Below are 15,519 nucleotides of genomic sequence, written 5' to 3' on the forward strand. Positions count from 1 at the left end.
ATCTCTCCCCGGGAGGGCGGGGCTCAGCTCGTGCTGTCGCTCGACTCGGCCGCGGTGCGGCGGTACTCGGCGTTGATGCGCTGGGCCTCCTCGAGCTGATCCTCGAGGATGACGATGCGGCACGCCGCCTCGACCGGGGTTCCCTGGTCCACCAGCTCGCGAGCGCGCGCGGCGATCCGCAGCTGGTAGCGGGAGTAACGCCGGTGGCCGCCCTCCGAGCGGAGCGGTGTGATCAGCCGGGCCTCACCGATGGCCCGCAGGAAACCGGGTGTGGTGCCGAGCATCTCGGCGGCCCGCCCCATGGTGTAGGCGGGGTAGTCGTCGTCGTCCAGACGACCGGTGAGCGGGGTATCTGCAGTCATGTCACCTCGTTGTGCCAACGCGTCGAGGGGCCCCAGTGCCGTACGGCACCAAGGCCCCGAAGGAAATTCAACACCATCTGTCGGCCTCGTTGCTGCGCCGACCTCTTGTTTCCGCTGTCCGGCCCGAGCAAACAGGGCGGAATTGCGGGGATCGCTGATGCTTGACCGAGGACCACCTTCCAATCCGGGGTCTTGCGGCACCCGGGCCGAATCGATCTCGGGCCGGGCGATCCTGATGGCGTCTACTCCTCCGTTCTCCTCTGGGTCTGTAGCTACGAGAGAAACCCTAATCATGCGGTCGCCCAATGTCTACTCCGGCGAGGATAGATTTTATGTACTGCCGCTCGGACTGGGGCGTGGGGCAACGCAAAGAGGGCCCTGCCGGCGCGCGCCGGCAGGGCCCTCTTCGCAGCTCTTGGCTGTTCTGGTGTGTCTCCCGCTACACGGGAGTGGAGGCGCCGAGCATCGCCGACGCGGTCTGGAGCGGGGTGAGGTCGCGCGGGGCGGGGTCCTCGGACGGGGTGCGGCAGGTGAAGCCCAGGAGCGCCATGGCGCGGGTGACCTCCCCGGCGCTGAAGTCACGCCGGTCCTGCCGGGTGATGACCGCCCCCACCTGCTTGATGGGGTAGTGGCGGCGGCCGATGATGACGGAGTCGCCCGTGATGGGCTCGGGCTTGATGCCCTTCATCGCGTCGAGAACACCACTCTTGGTGAGGTCGAACGGGAAACGGGCGATGACGCAGCGCATGGTGCCTCACAGATGAGGAGAGGGGCCGACTGAGAGGGGTGGGGCGATCAACGCGAGAGGGCGAGAACGTCCCGTAGGCGGACCTGGTCCGTGTAGGCGGGTCCTTCACGGACGGCGATGAGCCGGGCCCGGGTGATCAGGCCCGTGCACTGGTCGTCCTCGTCGCACAGGAACAGATGGCCGGCGCCCGATCCGGACATGACCGACAGAGCCAGCTCGACGGTCATGTCGTCACGGACCTGCGGTCCGCTCACGTCCCTGCCGCCGGCGCTCGGGGCGCCGTCGGCCGACGGGACGGTGGCGGTGTCCGCCGGGCGTGGCTGCGTCTGAACCGGTGTCAAAGGTGCCTCCTGCAGGGATGGATGAGCCTGATGAACGCGAAGCCTAGGCCGCCGAGCTGGAGGCGGACGGCCCCTGGGCGGCGCGGCGCGGAGCGCGGTCGGTGCGCCGGTCCTGGGCGCTGCGGCTGCGACGGCCGCGGGAGGAGGCGGCGCTGCCGCGACGGGGGCGCTCGGCGGCCGGCATCGTGATGGTGACCGGGACGCCAGACGGAGCCTGGGCGCCGGTGATGCGGGTCAGCTCCTCGTCGCCGGAGCGCACCTGGGCGGTCTGCGGGGTGATGCCCGCCGCTGCCATCAGGCGGCTCATGTCGCGGCGCTGGCCCGGCGTGACCAGGGTGACGACGCTGCCGGACTCACCGGCGCGGGCCGTACGGCCGCCGCGGTGCAGGTAGTCCTTGTGGTCGGTGGGCGGGTCGACGTTCACGACCAGGTCGAGGTTGTCGACGTGGATTCCGCGTGCGGCGACGTTGGTCGCCACGAGCACCGTCACATGACCGGTCTTGAAGTGCGACAGCGTCCGCGTGCGCTGCGGCTGGGACTTGCCGCCGTGCAGGGCCGCGGCGCGGACACCGCTGTTGAGCAGGTGCTCGGTCAGCCGGTCGACGGCGTGCTTGGTGTCCAGGAACATGATCACGCGGCCCTCGCGGGCGGCGATCTCGGTGGTCGTCTGGTGCTTGTCCGCGCCGTGCACGTGCAGCACGTGGTGCTCCATCGTGGTCACCGCGCCCTGCGAGGGGTCGACGGAGTGGACGACCGGGTCGTTGAGGTAGCGGCGGACCAGCAGGTCGACGTTGCGGTCCAGGGTGGCCGAGAACAGCATCCGCTGGCCCTCGGGGCGCACCTGGTCGAGCAGCGCGGTGACCTGGGGCATGAAGCCCATGTCGGCCATCTGGTCGGCCTCGTCCAGGACGGTGATGCCGACCTGGTTGAGCCGGCAGTCGCCGCGGTCGATGAGGTCCTTGAGGCGGCCGGGCGTGGCGACGACGACCTCCGCGCCGGAGCGCAGCGCGCCGGCCTGCTTGCCGATCGACATGCCGCCGACCACCGTGGCGAGCTTCAGCTTCAGGGCACGGGCGTACGGCGTGAGCGCGTCGGTGACCTGCTGGGCCAGTTCGCGGGTGGGGACGAGGACCAGGGCGAGCGGCTGGCGCGGCTCGGCGCGCTGGCCCTCGGTGCGGGCGAGGAGCGCGAGTCCGAAGGCCAGGGTCTTGCCCGAGCCGGTGCGGCCACGGCCCAGTACGTCGCGGCCCGCGAGGGAGTTGGGCAGCGTCGCGCCCTGGATCGGGAACGGCACGCTCATGCCCTCGCGGCTCAGCGCGGCGAGCAGCGGCGCCGGCATCTCCAGATCGGCGAAGGCCTCGACGGCCGGGAGCGCGGGAGTGACCGTGACCGGCAGGGCGAACTCGCCCTGGGGCGCAGAGGATCGGCGGCCGTAACCACCCGAGCGGTTCGATCCGCCGGAGCGGCCGCCGGACTGGGCGCCGAAGCGGCCTCCGCTGCGGCCGGAGCCGGAGCTGGAGCCGTAACTCGAGCCCGAGCCGGAGCCGTAGCCCGAGCCGGAACCGGAGCCATAGCCGCCGGAGCGGCTGCGGGAAGAGCGGTCGTTCGTGCGTGCGCGGTTCATGTGGAACCTTCCTTGATGCGGCACGTACCAAGGAATTTCCGCAGCGAGAACGCAGCGCGGAGAATCACGAGAACGGGCCGGATGAAATGCGTGAAGCGAATCCGGCCGACGGCAGGTGTTCTGCGGGCGGATGCGCGGGAACGAGAGACGTTCCGGACAGGGGCACGGCGGACAACAGGTCGAGGACGCAGTGTTCGCTCAGAGAATTCGTGGCCCTGGGTCAAGCGGGAAATGCACGAGCTGGGGCCCGCACCCCAGGTGCGGGCCCCAGCTGCGAAGTACGCGTGAGCGTCAGGCGGGAACGATGTTCTCGGCCGTCGGGCCCTTCTGGCCCTGAGCGATGTCGAAGTTCACCTTCTGGCCTTCCTGGAGCTCACGGAAGCCCTGGGCGGCAATGTTCGAGTAGTGGGCGAAGACGTCGGGGCCGCCGCCGTCCTGCTCGATGAAGCCGAAGCCCTTTTCAGCGTTGAACCACTTCACGGTGCCAATAGCCATGTTAAATCTCCTTCGGGGCAGTGCCCGGAGCCCGCACTGTGCGGACTCCGCGTCGCCACGATGATCGCCCCTCCGGAAATGACCGGAAATACAAAAGTGCTCTCACCTGCACATAAAGAGCGGTGAGGGCACTTGAAGTTTTTTGGGAACCACAACTGCAACTGAGATCGACAGTAGCACGGTGCGGCCGGCTCTGTGTGGTAAAAAATGCCGTTCAGAGCGTCGCGCGAGAAACTCTCAGAGCGCGTCGCGCTGATTTCTCTCACGGCCGACACACATATTGGTTCGCTCAAAAGACAGCGTTTCTTCCGCAGCGGGCCGGCCGGGGGATCGCGCCGTCGTCTGCGGGGCGATACGGCCCTGGACCTGGAACCTGCCGACCGCGTCGTCGCCGGTCGGCCGCAGGCTGATCGCGACGGGGCCGGCGAACGTGTAGCTCTGCTCGGCGGCGTGCCGGTGCACCTGGGCGGCGAGATGGCGACTCAACTCCGCGCCGGTGTTCCTGAGTCGGCGGTGGCTCTCCGTCGGCAGCTCGATGACGAACGCGTTGGGCACGAGAACGCGCTCGTGTCCCAGGATCATCGCGCTGTCGTCACACTGCCGACGCAGTGTCGCGACCACTTCCCCGCGCTGGTGCCGGGTGGGAAGCAGCAAGGTCCACAGGGTGTTCGTCCATCGCTCCATGGTGTGTTCGATCTGGCTGATGAGTCGCATGGCCCTTCGGGTGCCCGGTGACCCAGGACACACACTCGCCCAATGGGGTGGCCGACTGCGTGGGGCCGGATCGGTGCGACCGGTTCAGCGGGCGGGCCCCGGTGCGGCGCCGAGGACCAGCGCGTAGGCACCCAGGCCGACCATGCGGGCGGCGGGAACCTGCTCCTGCCCGATGTAGAGGTCGCCGACGCCGCCGGTCTCGGGGTCGAAGGTGACCTCGGAGAGCGTGCCGATGTCCTCGCCGTACTCGGTCAGGACCCGCTTGCCCAGCAGCCTCTTGTGCGCTCGGGAGTGCGGACTCTTGCGGGCGGCCTCGGCGGCAGCGGCGGCGGTGTCGATGATCACCGCGTCCGGTCCCACCCCGCGCACCTCGCTCCAGGGCACGCTGTCGCCGCTCTTGGCGTCCCGCAGATACAGCTCCGTGATCCGGCGGGTCATCGGGTCGATGCCCACGCCGGCCACCTCCCCGGCGGGGCGCGCGTCCTCGGCGCTGATGACCGGGTGACCCAGTACCTGACTGAGCAGCATCATCGGTCGTCCCCCTTCCGGAACCCCGTCTCAATTCCCGTCCCAAGCCCTGTCTCGAGCCCTGTCTGCATCCTCGTCCCAGGCCCCGTCCCGCCCGCGGTCCGCAGCCGCTCCCAGGCCGCGGTCAGCGCGTCCAGATCGTCCACCGCCTGTCCGGCGAGCCGGGCCGGGATCACCAACGTGTCCCCGGTCATGGCCAGTTCGCCGTACGCCGGCAGGAACGCCCGGCGTTCGTGGCGGCCCATCGCCTCGGTGGTGGCGACCTTGAAGCCCACCACCCGGCCGCTGGTGCCGCCTTCGACCACCGCGTCGAGCACGGTGCCCAACTCCAGCCCGCCGTCGCTCAGTACGCGGGCGCCGCGCACCTGCCCGGTGTCGGCCTCGCCCCTGTCCACCACCGCGTCCCTGGCCTGTAGGACCTCGACGGCAGGGATCATCACCGCGTCAGGTCCCAGCGCGTGGACGCCGGACCAGGGCAGGCTCTGCTTGAGCGGACCGGACAGCAGCCCGCGGCCCGCCAGCGTGAATCCGGTGATCTGTCCGCCCGCCGCGTCGAAGACGGTGTCCTTGACCTGGGCCACCACCTCTCCGCCGAGCGTGACCACGGGCCGCTTGGTCAGCCCGGCGGCGAGCATCAGCACGGTCATCGCGTCCCCCCGCGTCCCGCACGGCGGCCCCGCCGGACCACGATCGCGCCACCGCCCCGGCGCCGGGCCTGCGTTCCCAGGACCGCCCCCGCCAACAGGACCAGTGCGACCAGTACCGCGGTCACCCACATCCACCAGATCACAGCCGTCCACCTCCCGTGTCGTCCCGCGCTTGCACCGAGTTCCCCGGAAGACACTTCTTATACGGAGAGTCAAGTCACGGGAATGTAACGGCAGATGGTGGGTAAGAGCCCGTGCACGGCGCGCTCTCAGCCCGAGGGCGCCTTGTGTTCCGGGAGTGACGATGGTGGCCTCGACGACCAGCGGTCCAGCGCCCACGGAGTCGTTCGGCGAACGACATACCGCCGGCCCCGACAGCCCCGCGGCAGGGCCGGCGGCCACCGAGCACCTCCCGCCGCCGGTCGGCGGGCAGCGCACGGCCGATCTCCGGGCCCTCTCCAAGACGCTCTTCGCCCGCCTCGACGCGGTGGAGGAAGGCACGCCCGAGCACGCCTACGTACGCAACTCGCTGGTGGAGCTGAACCTCAACCTCGTGCGGTACGCCGCCCATCGGATGCGCCCGCGCGACGAGTCGTACGAAGACGTCGTCCAGGTGGGCACGATCGGTCTGATCAAGGCGATCAACCGCTTCGACCTCCAGCGGGGCGTGGAGTTCCCCACCTTCGCGCTGCCGACCATCATGGGCGAGATCAAGCGGTTCTTCCGTGACACCACGTGGGCCGTGCGCGTTCCCCGCCGGCTGCAGGAGCTGCGCCTGGACCTGGTGAAGGCCACCACGGACCTCGAGCAGACCAACGGGCACACCCCGACCACGGCCGAACTCGCCGAGCACCTGGACCTGGACGAGGCCGAGATCAGCGAAGGTCTCACCGCCGCCAACGGCTACACCACGGCCTCCCTGGACTATCCGGCCGACGGCGTCGACTCCGACGACACGCTGGCCGACCACGTGGGCTACCGCGATCCGGAGCTGGACAAGGTCGAGGACCTGCACTCCCTCAAGCCGCTCATCGCCGCGCTGACGGAACGCGAACGCAGGATTCTCGCGATGCGTTTCGCCGCCGACATGACGCAGAGCGAGATCGGTGCGGAGCTGGGCATCTCCCAGATGCACGTCTCGCGCATCCTCACCCGGATCCTCGCGCGGCTGCGGGTCAAGCTCCTCGACAAGAGGTAGCGGCAAGCGCGCGAGCCGCGCCGAGCTGTTTCGGGAGAGGCCGCTGGGTCGATCTCGGTACGATGGCTCTTGGGGGTGCGATGTCCACTGAGACCCATCGCCTGACCATCACCGAGCTCGCGAGTTGCTCCGACTCCGCGGTGCTGCGGGTCAGCGGCGAGCTAGACCAGTCCTGCGAGGAGTTCTTCCTGCGTACCCTCGGCGCCTCCGTCGAGGCCGGGCACCGGCATCTGGTCCTGGACGTGACGGCGCTGATGTTCTGCGACTCGCGCGGACTCAACTGCCTGCTCGCCGTGCGCTGGCTGCTCGCACGCCGCGAGGGCAGACTGCTGCTCGCGGGCGCGGGACGCCGGCTCTCGGAGATGCTGGCGCTGACCGGCAGCACGGAACTGCTCCCCGCCCACCGCACGGTCGGCCAGGCCCTGCAGACCCTGCCGGCGGACCAGCGCCCCCAGTGGCCGCCGAGGGAGCCGTAGGTAGCCCGCGGGGAGCGGGCAGATCTCACCGGGAGGCCGCGATGCGCGTGCCCGAGCGGCTCACGGCCGCGGTCGAGCTCCTCGGCGCGGGTCCCGACGACCGGGTCCTGGAGATCGGCTGCGGGCGCGGGGTGGCCGCAGCGCTGATCTGCGAACGGCTCGTGCGGGGCAGACTGCTGGGCATCGACAGGTCGGCTGCCGCCATCGCCGCGGCGCGGGAGCGCAACGCGGCGGCGATCGCGTCGGGACGCGCCCGGTTCGTCCGGGCGGTGCTCGCCGATGTGCGGACGGCGCCCCTGGGGACGTACGACAAGATCCTCGCCTGCGACGTCAATGTCTTCTGGACCGGACCGGCGACGCGCGAACTCGCGATCGTGTCCGCGCTGCTGGCCCCCGGCGGGGTGCTCCTGATCGCCTGCACCCCACCGCCCGGCCGGCCGCTCGGACCGCTGGAGGAGATACTCCACGCCCGTCTGCGGCAGGCCGGCCTGCGTACGACGGCGTCGACCCGGGCGGTGCCCGGGTCGACGCTGCTCGCGGTCGAGGGGCGTCATCGGGACCGATGGACGCCGACCGCATGCTCGGAGGTGTAGCCGTGAAGCTCAGCGGCGCCCTCGGAACTTGCCGAGCATCCGCTTGGCCTGGGCCCGCTTCTTCGGGTCGGCCGAAGCCTGGCGGACCTGTTGGATCGTGCGCTGTCCCTGAGGGCTCCGGACGAACTGCTTGATGCGGTCGATGACTCCGGGCATGCCGACTCCTAAGACTTGAGAACTGCCAGCCTACGACGGCGTGCTCAGCAGGTACCCGGGCCGGCGGCCTTTACGCCAGGAGCCTCAACGCCGGGCGCGCTCGGCGAGCCAGCCCGCCATCGCGCGCACGCCGATGCCGATGGCCCGCTCGTCGGGGGCGAAGTCGCCGTAGTGCGGGTAGCTCTCCGTGATGACGGTGCCGGGCTTGCGCACGCCCAGGAACGTGTAGGTGCCGGGGATCTCGTCCAGGAACAGGGCGAAGTCCTCGCCGTTGAACGGGAACGCGGCGTGCAGCACGGTCACCCCGTCCGGGCCGAGGACGCGGCGCAGGTGCCGCTTCAGGGTCAGGGCGTCCTTCTCCGGGCAGACCAAGGCCGGGAACGGCTCCTTGGTGAAGTTCACCACGGCGCCGTCGTAGGGCGCCGCGAGCCGCCCGATCGTCTCGCGGATCTCGACGTACCGCTCCTCGGGCCAGCAGCGGTACGACACGGGGATCGTGACCTGCCCCGTCTCCTTGTCCTGCTGGGCCTTGGCCCGCACGACGACGAACCGGGCGAGCGGCCCGTCCGGGGTCTGGACGTCCGCGACCATCTTCTCCAGGTGGGCGGGCGTCTGCGGGGGCGCCACCGTGGCGAGCCGCGTGATCTCGGCGGCGAGCCGCTCGGCCGAGGCGAGCGCGTCCGGGCCGGTCACCGTGATGGTGGTCCCGTCCTGCCCCGGCAGACCGCTCCCGGGCGTCACGGCGAACTGTCCCACCGGGAAGGGGCCGCAGTGCAGGGCGTGGATCTCCTCGGGTCTGTGGTCGCGCAGCACGTTGTCCTTGATCATCGCGTCGGCGCCCTTCAGGGCCTCCTCGCCGGGCTGGAAGAAGAAGACCACGGTGCCGCTGAGCCGGTGGCGCAGCTTCGCGAGAGTCTGCGCGACGCCGACGCCCACGGCCGTGTGGACGTCGTGCCCGCAGGCATGGGCCGGCTTGTCGCCGCCGCCGACGATCCCCTGCGGCGGTACGGCGTCCATGTCGGCGCGGTAGGCGACGGTGCGCCCGGGACGGGCACCCTTCAGGACGCCGACGACCCCGAGACCGCCGACGCCGGTGGTCACCGTGAGCCCGGCGGCGCGCAGCAGGTGGCTCACGATCCGGGAGGTGGCGACCTCGTGCTCGGCCACCTCCGGGTGTGCGTGGAAGTCGCGCCGCAACGCGATCAGATTGCGCTCGACCCGGCTGACGACGGCGTCGATCGCGTCCTGGTCGAGTGGTCCGCCCTGACGGCCGGAGTCGGCCGCGGCAGCGGCACCGGCGGGCACCATGGCGCCGACTCCGGCGGCCGCGGTGCCGCCGAGCAGGGCACGACGGTTGAGAACGGCCTTCTTCGGACGGGTCATTTCTTCCCCCAAAATCACAGTGCGGGGGCAGAGCTGGACGCCCACCCCCGTGCGGCTCGCCGCAAGTCAATCAAGAAGATCGCCCGGCGGCCCCAACTGTCCCTGGACGCAAGGGAACTGGGGGAGGGTACTCCGCTTCGGCGGGAGGCGCGGCGGTGGCTTGCGGTAGTCCGTTGGCCCTCTCGTGGCATGGTGATACGTCGTATGAGTGGGCCAATGGCCCAGTCGAACGGGTGCCTGTTGAGCCAGTAGGGCTCCGGATGATCTGATGTGTCTGTCGATGGCGCTGCGGATCTCCGCGGCGCCTTTTTCATGCGGGCAGATCGGGCCGGGCGCGAAAGGGGCGGGAAGCTGTGCTGAAGAGGGTGTTCGTGGCGCCGGATCCGGGGCGGGTGCGGTTGCGGTTCGCGGTGCGGGCCGTCATCGGCATCGCGCTGGCGGTCGCGGTGTGCGGCCTGGCCGGGCACTCGCTCGTCGCGGCGATCACCGGCGGGCTCGCGGCGCTGCTGGCTCTCTTCACCGTCGGCGACGCCACCGTGCGGGGGCAGGCCGTCACCACGGCGCTGCTGCCCGTCGTCGGATTTCCCGTGCTCGCCCTCGCCGCGGTGCTGCACGACGTGCCCGTGGCGCGGGACGTCGCCTTCCTCGCCGTGATGGGCGCGGGCGTGTACGCGCGGCGGTGGGGGCCGCGCGGGCACTCGCTCGGGGTGTTCGCGTTCATGATGTTCTTCGCGACGCAGTTCCTGCACACGGGGCCGGGGCAGCTGCCCGAGCTGTTCGCCGCCATCCTGATGTCGCTGTGCGCCTCCTCGGCCGTACGGTTCGGGCTCTGGTGCTACGAGCGCCGGCTGCCGCCCCCCGTCGCGCCCGCCGCACCGGGTGGCAGGGGCCTGGCCAGGACGACCACCCGGCAGGCGGTCCAGGCGACGCTCGGCGGCGCCTTCGCGCTCGCCGCGGGGCAGGTGCTCTCCCACGAGCGCTGGTACTGGGCCGTGGGCGCCACCTGGTGGGTGTTCGTGAACACCGCGTCGAGCGGGGAGACGCTGGTGCGCAGCTTCCGGCGGCTGCTCGGCACGGTCATCGGCATCGGCGCGGGCTTCGTCCTCGCGGTCCCGCTGCACGGTGCGCCGGTGCCCTCGGCGGTCATCGTCGCCGTCAGCGTCTTCGGGATCTTCTACACGGCCGCGGTCTCCTACACCTGGATGATGCTCGCGGTCACCGTGATGGCCGGCGTCCTCTACGGGCTGCTCGGGGTGCTGAACCCGGGGCTGCTCGCCCTGCGGGTCGCGGAGACCGGCGTGGGGGCGCTCGGCGCCGTCCTGGCCGTGCTCCTCGTCCTGCCCGTCACCACGCACGCCACGACCAACGCCTGGATCGAGCGCGCCCTGCGGTGCGTGCACGCCTGCACGGCGGAGGCCGCCGCCCGGCTCGCCGGGTCCGAGAGCTCCGATCCCGCGCCGCGCGTCGCGGAGCTGGAGCAGCTCCTGGGGAAGGTGCGGTTCTCGCTCGCCCCGCTGGTGCACCCGTTCAGCCCGCTGCGGGCCCGCAAGGAGCGCGCACGGCAGGTGCTCGCGCTGCTCGACGCCTGCGCCCGCGAGGTGCGCGGGCTCGCCTCGATCGCCGCGGACCCCGAGGCCTCGCACGACGACCGGCTCGCCGCGGCCTGCTGGCGCGTGGAGGCCGCCGTGGAGGCGCTCACCGCGCCGGAGGCGGGCCACGGTCCTGCCGCCGACGCCATCGCCCTGCCGCATCCCGCCACCGAGCCCGTCCTCGCCCATCTGCACGGCCTGGAGAAGGCACTCGTCGAACTGGCCGTGCCGCTGCGCAGCCCGACGCGTACGCCCCTGATCGGGGCCTGAGCAGGCAACATCCCCTCGGATGTCCGAAGCCGCAGCGATCACGCCGATCGATGACTCCGGCCGATGACACATGAGGTGGCGCATCGCGTGGTAGACGAACTTCCGCTCCTTCGGGCGCCGGGCCCACCGTGCGCCTCCGTCCGGAGGCGCTGCCGGACCGTGAGGCACGCGACTGGAAGGGATGCTCACCATGCTGGAGGAATCACCGTCGATCGTGCACGACGTGTCGGTCGCGGCAGCTGTCGGACGACGCGCGCTGCCCAACCGGCTCTGCACCGCGTTCACGCAGTCGCTCGGCGCGCAGCGCGCCGCCCTGTCCTGGCTGCCCAGGCTCGAGGACTGGCAACTGCTGCACGCCACCGACGAACCCGCCCTGCAGGCCGAGGCCGCACAGTTCACCCGCGCCGACGGCCCCTCGGTCAGCGCCGCCCTGGGCATGCAGCCCGTCTTCGTACCGGACCTGCGCGACTACCCGTGCCGCACCGGACCGCCCCTGGCCGAGGAACTGCCCGGCACCCGGCGCGTGTTGGCGCTCCCGCTGCACGCCGGTCACACCCCGGTCGGCGTGCTGTGTCTCTACTACACCGAGCACACCGACGTGACGCCCACCCACATCACCTACGCGCAGCGCGCCGCCTCGCTCGCCCTGGAGGCGCTGCTGCGCTGGCGGCCCGTGCACGAGAACACCGGCTGCCGACGCCCGGTGTGGACCACCAGCACGCGCGCGGCGCGCTGGGAGCGCATCCACCAGGCGGCCGACTACGTGGCCGCCCGTGACGACTGCGCCGTGGCCGAAGGGCTCGCGTGGCTCCAGGAGGTGAGCGCGAGCGACGGGCTCTCACTGCTTGACGTGGCCGACACCGTCCTTCAGCCGGCCCGCGCCCACCACATCGACGAGAGCGACGACGCGAGGGCAGACGCGAGCGAAAAGGCGAGCGAAGTGGCGAGCGAAGAGGGGAGCAGCCATGAACGAGTCGGTGGACGTGTTGCTTGACCGTGTCCAGGAACGCGGGGGCTACGCCGGGCGGCAGGAGGCCGCCGGGGCCGTGCAGAGCGTCCTGGAGGTCCTGGGAGCCCACCTGGTCGGCGACGACCGCACGGATCTCGCCCGGCTGCTGCCCCGGCAGTGCGGCCCGCTGCTCACCGACGGCTCACCGGCCAGCGAACCCCTGACGCCCGCGGCCTTCATCGCGGCGGTGGGCGCCCACGTGGACGTCGACGCGGGACAGGCCCGCCGTGCCGTCACCGCGGTGCTCGCCACGGTCGCCGAGGTCGCCGACGACGCGCTGCTGCGCCGCATCCTCACACAGCTCCCGCCGGGGCACGCCGGTCTGTTCGGGCGTACGGATCCCACATGACCGGCGCCGAGCGGATGCCGTCGCGGCGAGCGGGCACCAGGAAGCGAAGACAGAACACCCCCTGAAACGGAGGCTCGTGATGGCACGGACAGTTCCGCAGGGCAAGACCGTGAAGGCCTCGGAGGCACGCGGTGCTCCGGGCACGCCCCCGCTCTCCCGGTGGGCGCGCGCGGTGGCGATGCTGCTGGCGTTCGCGGGGACCGTGGCCTTCGCCGTCATGCTGGCCCGGCTGACGCTGGAGCCCTCGGTCGCCTCCGAGCCCTTGACGCACAGCAACCTGCGCCCGGGCGACTCGATCCGTGACTATCTCGCCCAGCCCGCGTTCCGCGACACCGTCAAGCAACTCGGCGGCAACATCGTCCTGGGGCTGCCGTTCGGCATGCTGCTGCCGGTGCTCGTGCCCCGCGCCCGTGGGCTGCTGCGCGTCATCGTCGCCACGGCGCTGGTGATGCTGCTGGTCGAGCTGGCGCAGGGCTTCCTCGTCACCGGGCGGGCCTTCGACATCGACGACGTCCTGCTCAACACGACGGGCGCGGTGCTGGGGTACCTGCTCATCGGCCGCAGGCTGGGCCGCGCCGTGCATCCGCGCCGCCGGCACTGGTGGCACCGCTTCACGAAGCGACACACCGACGCCCGCTAGCGGGCGTCGGCCACGACTCGGCCGCTCGGCCCGGGGGTCACACGGTCAGACGGCCGATGTCCTGCGGGTCGATGCCGGTCAGCCGGGCGATGCGCGGTCCGGGGATGCCGGCGGCCAGCGCCCGGTGCACCAGCGCCTGCCAGTCCTGGGTCGTCTCGCGGAACTCCAGCAGTTCGCCCTCCATGTCCGTGACGGACTGGGGCGCGCACTCCTGCTGGACCCGCAGCGCCTCCTCCTCGCTCAGTGGAATGAGCAGGCGCTCGGCGTCCTTTGGGATGAACGCCTCGGACTCGGCGGGCAGGATCCGCACCAGTTCGGACGAGGCCGACACGTCGTGAGCCTGTAGCCAGCCGTGGACGGCGGGGGTCTCGGAGCACTCCAGGGCGCCGACGGCGGCCAGCGCCGTCCCCAGTCGGGGGTGGCGGTCAGGGAGGAGGAAGAGGTAAGCGTCGTCGGCCATCGTGGGGGAGTCGCCTTCTCGATCGGACATCAGCGGCGCACTGATGCTAGCCCGGAAGCGTCAGCGTGTGGTCAGCATTCCCTCGCGCAGGCGGGCCAGGGTGCGCGAGAGGAGGCGCGAGACGTGCATCTGGGAGACGCCGAGGCGCTCGCCGATCTGCGACTGGGTGAGTTCGTCGACGAACCGCAGCCGCAGGATCTGCCGGTCGCGCTCGCCGAGTTGGGCGAGCAGCGGGGCCAGGGCGTGGAAGTCCTCCACCAGCTCCATGGCGGGGTCCTCCGCGCCGATGAAGTCGGCCAGCGCCGCCTCGCTGTCGTCGCGGGCGCCGTGCACGGTGGCGTCGAGGGAGGTGGAGTTGTAGCCGTTGGAGGCCGTGCGGGCCTCGATGACCTCGTCCTCGGTGAGGTCCATCAGCTCGGCCAGTTCGGCGACCTTGGGGGCGCGGCCGAGGCGGGAGCTGAGTTCCTCGGTGGCCTTGGCCAGCTCGACGCGGGCCTCCTGGAGGCGGCGCGGAACGTGCACGGCCCAGGAGGTGTCGCGGAAGAACCGCTTGATCTCACCGACGATGTAGGGCACGGCGAACGTGGCGAACTGGACCTCGCGGGAGAGCTCGAAGCGGTCGATGGCCTTGATCAGGCCGATCGTGCCGACCTGGACGATGTCCTCCATGTCGTCGCTGCGGTGACGGAACCGCCCGGCGGCGTACCGGACCAGCGACATGTTCATCTCGACGAGGGTGTTGCGGGCGTACTGGTACTCCGATGTGCCCTCTTCGAGTACGGCGAGACGGGTGAAGAACAGCTTCGACAGGTCGCGGGCGTCCTTGGGCCCGACGCCCTGTGGGGAGACGATCTCCGGCAGTTCCGCGATGCCGGTGTCCGTCGATGTCCCGGTGGCCGTAGTCATGGTTGCCCTCCCCAGTCCGCACCGGCCCTCCGTCGTCCCCCGACCGGCCGGTGAAGCGCACGTACCCGCGCCCCGGCGCTTCATGCGCGCGACCGTGCAACAAGATCCGTTGTGTGTCGAGGCGTTAGAGGGTCCGCATTGCCGGGCAAGTGAGCAATTCGGACAACGGCCACCCCCTATTCGGACAGAGGCCACCCCATACGAGGAGGGCTCATGAAGACGCACGGGATGCGACTGGACACCGAAATCTCGGACCAGGCGGTCTTCGACAAGAAGCCGGAAGCCGTCGCCCACGCGCGGGACTTCGCCCGCGCCTTCGTGGACAGGCTCCACCCTGCTGTGGACGCCCAGGACGCCGCGAGCGTCGAACTCGCGGTCTCCGAACTGGTCACCAACGTCGTACGGCACGCACGCGGCTCGTCGTGCTCCCTGCGCCTTCAGGCGCAGCCCGACGGCATCGCGGTGGCCGTCGGCGACGCCGACCCGCGACCGCCGCGGGAGCGGGCCCCCGACCTGGCCGGCGGCACCGGCGGATTCGGCTGGCCCATGGTCCGGCACATGGCCACCACGGTCACGGTGACCAGCGGGCCCCACGGCAAGACCATCCGGGCCGTGCTGCCCCGGTAACGGCGGCCCGCGGCGCCACGAGGCGGACACCGCGCGGCGAGATGTCCGGCATGAGCGCGAGCGGGTGGGGCAGGAGAGGCCAATGGACGACCTGTCTCAGCTACTCCAACAGACCATGCGCCGCCGTCATCTGACGCCGCAGGCGATCGCGGACAAGACCGGGATCCGCACCCCGCGCATCCGGGCCTTCGCCGAGGACGGCACCGAGGGGCCCATCCGCCCCACCGACGCGGAACTGGCCGAACTGGCCGGGGCCCTCGCACTGCCCGCCATCAAGGACGCCACACGGCCCACGGCCGCCGCACCCTCTCCCTGACCGCGCGACTCACTCCCATCCGGTGTGCACGGCCGCGCGGCGGTGGACATCGCGCCCGCTTCTGAGGCATGTTCACCGAGCACCCACA

At 71.2% G+C, this 15,519-nt stretch carries 21 protein-coding genes; 9 read left to right on the forward strand and 12 right to left on the reverse strand.

The features are described from left to right. Positions 1–23: 23 nt before the first annotated feature. From ACIGXX_RS39470 to ACIGXX_RS39505, 8 genes are all read right to left on the reverse strand, one after another. Complete coding sequence (locus ACIGXX_RS39470) at positions 24–362, reverse strand: MerR family transcriptional regulator (RefSeq protein ID WP_351172421.1); 339 nt, start codon at positions 360–362, stop codon at positions 24–26. A 439-nt stretch (positions 363–801) separates the two neighbouring features. After that, positions 802–1,110 (reverse strand): SCO5918 family protein, encoded by a 309-nt coding sequence (locus ACIGXX_RS39475; protein ID WP_351172424.1) that lies wholly within the window; start codon positions 1,108–1,110, stop codon positions 802–804. Positions 1,111–1,157: 47 nt separating this feature from the next. After that, positions 1,158–1,451 (reverse strand): CBS domain-containing protein, encoded by a 294-nt coding sequence (locus tag ACIGXX_RS39480; RefSeq protein WP_351172427.1) that lies wholly within the window; start codon positions 1,449–1,451, stop codon positions 1,158–1,160. A 43-nt stretch (positions 1,452–1,494) separates the two neighbouring features. Then, entirely contained in the window at positions 1,495–3,075 is a 1,581-nt protein-coding gene (locus tag ACIGXX_RS39485; RefSeq protein ID WP_366465199.1) for a DEAD/DEAH box helicase, read from the reverse strand. 291 nt (positions 3,076–3,366) lie between these two features. Continuing rightward, complete coding sequence (locus ACIGXX_RS39490; RefSeq protein ID WP_249591397.1) at positions 3,367–3,570, reverse strand: cold-shock protein; 204 nt, start codon at positions 3,568–3,570, stop codon at positions 3,367–3,369. Between the two features lie 237 nt (positions 3,571–3,807). Continuing rightward, the gene (locus tag ACIGXX_RS39495; RefSeq protein ID WP_399983313.1) at positions 3,808–4,284 is read right to left on the reverse strand and encodes an FhaA domain-containing protein; all 477 of its coding nucleotides are present in this window, start codon (positions 4,282–4,284) and stop codon (positions 3,808–3,810) included. Between the two features lie 84 nt (positions 4,285–4,368). Then, complete coding sequence (locus ACIGXX_RS39500; protein WP_399983317.1) at positions 4,369–4,815, reverse strand: PRC-barrel domain-containing protein; 447 nt, start codon at positions 4,813–4,815, stop codon at positions 4,369–4,371. Then, positions 4,812–5,459 carry a PRC-barrel domain-containing protein gene (locus ACIGXX_RS39505; protein WP_399983320.1) on the reverse strand — a complete coding sequence of 216 codons (648 nt, stop codon included), beginning with the start codon at positions 5,457–5,459 and terminating at the stop codon, positions 4,812–4,814. The genes ACIGXX_RS39500 and ACIGXX_RS39505 overlap by 4 nt, the downstream gene beginning before the upstream one ends. A gap of 304 nt (positions 5,460–5,763) precedes the next feature. Between ACIGXX_RS39505 and ACIGXX_RS39510 the strand changes: the two genes are divergently transcribed. The 3 genes from ACIGXX_RS39510 (at position 5,764) to ACIGXX_RS39520 (ending at position 7,726) form a co-directional block, all read left to right on the forward strand. After that, the gene (locus tag ACIGXX_RS39510) at positions 5,764–6,657 is read left to right on the forward strand and encodes an RNA polymerase sigma factor SigF (protein ID WP_399983323.1); all 894 of its coding nucleotides are present in this window, start codon (positions 5,764–5,766) and stop codon (positions 6,655–6,657) included. Between the two features lie 80 nt (positions 6,658–6,737). Beyond that, positions 6,738–7,133 carry an STAS domain-containing protein gene (locus ACIGXX_RS39515; protein WP_351172445.1) on the forward strand — a complete coding sequence of 132 codons (396 nt, stop codon included), beginning with the start codon at positions 6,738–6,740 and terminating at the stop codon, positions 7,131–7,133. A gap of 41 nt (positions 7,134–7,174) precedes the next feature. Continuing rightward, positions 7,175–7,726, forward strand: coding sequence for an SAM-dependent methyltransferase (locus ACIGXX_RS39520; protein WP_399983326.1), 552 nt, complete (start codon positions 7,175–7,177; stop codon positions 7,724–7,726). A gap of 9 nt (positions 7,727–7,735) precedes the next feature. On the opposite strand, the gene ACIGXX_RS39525 is transcribed toward ACIGXX_RS39520, so the two are convergent. Then, positions 7,736–7,882 (reverse strand): hypothetical protein, encoded by a 147-nt coding sequence (locus ACIGXX_RS39525; protein WP_351171729.1) that lies wholly within the window; start codon positions 7,880–7,882, stop codon positions 7,736–7,738. An 84-nt stretch (positions 7,883–7,966) separates the two neighbouring features. Continuing rightward, positions 7,967–9,265: a M20/M25/M40 family metallo-hydrolase gene (locus ACIGXX_RS39530; protein WP_351171726.1), complete on the reverse strand. Its 1,299-nt coding sequence runs from the start codon at positions 9,263–9,265 to the stop codon at positions 7,967–7,969. A 353-nt stretch (positions 9,266–9,618) separates the two neighbouring features. On the opposite strand from ACIGXX_RS39530, the gene ACIGXX_RS39535 reads away from it, so the two are divergent. The 4 genes from ACIGXX_RS39535 to ACIGXX_RS39550 all read left to right on the forward strand — a co-directional run bounded on the left by ACIGXX_RS39535 (position 9,619) and on the right by ACIGXX_RS39550 (position 13,122). Then, positions 9,619–11,124, forward strand: a complete 1,506-nt coding sequence (locus tag ACIGXX_RS39535) for an FUSC family protein (RefSeq protein ID WP_361473022.1) — start codon at positions 9,619–9,621, stop codon at positions 11,122–11,124. A gap of 190 nt (positions 11,125–11,314) precedes the next feature. Beyond that, entirely contained in the window at positions 11,315–12,118 is an 804-nt protein-coding gene (locus ACIGXX_RS39540; RefSeq protein WP_361473025.1) for a GAF domain-containing protein, read from the forward strand. Further along, positions 12,090–12,482, forward strand: a complete 393-nt coding sequence (locus tag ACIGXX_RS39545) for a DUF2267 domain-containing protein (RefSeq protein WP_351171717.1) — start codon at positions 12,090–12,092, stop codon at positions 12,480–12,482. Before ACIGXX_RS39540 ends, ACIGXX_RS39545 begins: the two co-directional genes overlap by 29 nt. A gap of 79 nt (positions 12,483–12,561) precedes the next feature. Continuing rightward, the gene (locus tag ACIGXX_RS39550) at positions 12,562–13,122 is read left to right on the forward strand and encodes a VanZ family protein (protein ID WP_399983333.1); all 561 of its coding nucleotides are present in this window, start codon (positions 12,562–12,564) and stop codon (positions 13,120–13,122) included. A gap of 37 nt (positions 13,123–13,159) precedes the next feature. Here ACIGXX_RS39550 and ACIGXX_RS39555 read toward each other — a convergent pair whose 3' ends face one another. Together ACIGXX_RS39555 and ACIGXX_RS39560 are read right to left on the reverse strand one after the other, a co-directional pair. After that, on the reverse strand, positions 13,160–13,612 hold the full coding sequence (locus tag ACIGXX_RS39555) for a DUF6003 family protein (RefSeq protein WP_351171711.1): 453 nt from the start codon (positions 13,610–13,612) through the stop codon (positions 13,160–13,162). 30 nt (positions 13,613–13,642) lie between these two features. After that, a complete protein-coding gene (locus ACIGXX_RS39560) occupies positions 13,643–14,488 on the reverse strand; it encodes an RNA polymerase sigma factor SigF (RefSeq protein ID WP_361473033.1) in 846 nt (281 codons plus the stop codon). Positions 14,489–14,701: 213 nt separating this feature from the next. Here ACIGXX_RS39560 and ACIGXX_RS39565 point away from each other — a divergent pair, with 213 nt between their 5' ends. Both ACIGXX_RS39565 and ACIGXX_RS39570 read left to right on the forward strand, forming a co-directional pair. Beyond that, the gene (locus ACIGXX_RS39565) at positions 14,702–15,115 is read left to right on the forward strand and encodes an ATP-binding protein (RefSeq protein ID WP_351171706.1); all 414 of its coding nucleotides are present in this window, start codon (positions 14,702–14,704) and stop codon (positions 15,113–15,115) included. Positions 15,116–15,197: 82 nt separating this feature from the next. Next, on the forward strand, positions 15,198–15,431 hold the full coding sequence (locus ACIGXX_RS39570) for an XRE family transcriptional regulator (protein WP_351171703.1): 234 nt from the start codon (positions 15,198–15,200) through the stop codon (positions 15,429–15,431). Positions 15,432–15,519 lie beyond the last annotated feature (88 nt).

This window comes from Streptomyces sp. NPDC055243, from assembly GCF_044544025.1.
Classification (GTDB): Bacteria; Actinomycetota; Actinomycetes; order Streptomycetales; family Streptomycetaceae; genus Streptomyces.

What these genes read in the sequence shown, in the direction of transcription:
- ACIGXX_RS39470 (WP_351172421.1), bottom strand. Translation starts at nt 362, where the DNA reads ATGACTGCAGATACCCCGCTCACCGGTCGTCTGGACGACGACGACTAC.
- ACIGXX_RS39475 (WP_351172424.1), bottom strand. Translation starts at nt 1,110, where the DNA reads ATGCGCTGCGTCATCGCCCGTTTCCCGTTCGACCTCACCAAGAGTGGT.
- ACIGXX_RS39485 (WP_366465199.1), bottom strand. Translation starts at nt 3,075, where the DNA reads ATGAACCGCGCACGCACGAACGACCGCTCTTCCCGCAGCCGCTCCGGC.
- ACIGXX_RS39490 (WP_249591397.1), bottom strand. Translation starts at nt 3,570, where the DNA reads ATGGCTATTGGCACCGTGAAGTGGTTCAACGCTGAAAAGGGCTTCGGC.
- ACIGXX_RS39495 (WP_399983313.1), bottom strand. Translation starts at nt 4,284, where the DNA reads ATGCGACTCATCAGCCAGATCGAACACACCATGGAGCGATGGACGAAC.
- ACIGXX_RS39500 (WP_399983317.1), bottom strand. Translation starts at nt 4,815, where the DNA reads ATGATGCTGCTCAGTCAGGTACTGGGTCACCCGGTCATCAGCGCCGAG.
- ACIGXX_RS39505 (WP_399983320.1), bottom strand. Translation starts at nt 5,459, where the DNA reads ATGACCGTGCTGATGCTCGCCGCCGGGCTGACCAAGCGGCCCGTGGTC.
- ACIGXX_RS39510 (WP_399983323.1), top strand. Translation starts at nt 5,764, where the DNA reads ATGGTGGCCTCGACGACCAGCGGTCCAGCGCCCACGGAGTCGTTCGGC.
- ACIGXX_RS39515 (WP_351172445.1), top strand. Translation starts at nt 6,738, where the DNA reads ATGTCCACTGAGACCCATCGCCTGACCATCACCGAGCTCGCGAGTTGC.
- ACIGXX_RS39520 (WP_399983326.1), top strand. Translation starts at nt 7,175, where the DNA reads ATGCGCGTGCCCGAGCGGCTCACGGCCGCGGTCGAGCTCCTCGGCGCG.
- ACIGXX_RS39525 (WP_351171729.1), bottom strand. Translation starts at nt 7,882, where the DNA reads ATGCCCGGAGTCATCGACCGCATCAAGCAGTTCGTCCGGAGCCCTCAG.
- ACIGXX_RS39530 (WP_351171726.1), bottom strand. Translation starts at nt 9,265, where the DNA reads ATGACCCGTCCGAAGAAGGCCGTTCTCAACCGTCGTGCCCTGCTCGGC.
- ACIGXX_RS39540 (WP_361473025.1), top strand. Translation starts at nt 11,315, where the DNA reads ATGCTGGAGGAATCACCGTCGATCGTGCACGACGTGTCGGTCGCGGCA.
- ACIGXX_RS39545 (WP_351171717.1), top strand. Translation starts at nt 12,090, where the DNA reads ATGAACGAGTCGGTGGACGTGTTGCTTGACCGTGTCCAGGAACGCGGG.
- ACIGXX_RS39550 (WP_399983333.1), top strand. Translation starts at nt 12,562, where the DNA reads ATGGCACGGACAGTTCCGCAGGGCAAGACCGTGAAGGCCTCGGAGGCA.
- ACIGXX_RS39555 (WP_351171711.1), bottom strand. Translation starts at nt 13,612, where the DNA reads ATGTCCGATCGAGAAGGCGACTCCCCCACGATGGCCGACGACGCTTAC.
- ACIGXX_RS39560 (WP_361473033.1), bottom strand. Translation starts at nt 14,488, where the DNA reads ATGACTACGGCCACCGGGACATCGACGGACACCGGCATCGCGGAACTG.
- ACIGXX_RS39565 (WP_351171706.1), top strand. Translation starts at nt 14,702, where the DNA reads ATGAAGACGCACGGGATGCGACTGGACACCGAAATCTCGGACCAGGCG.
- ACIGXX_RS39570 (WP_351171703.1), top strand. Translation starts at nt 15,198, where the DNA reads ATGGACGACCTGTCTCAGCTACTCCAACAGACCATGCGCCGCCGTCAT.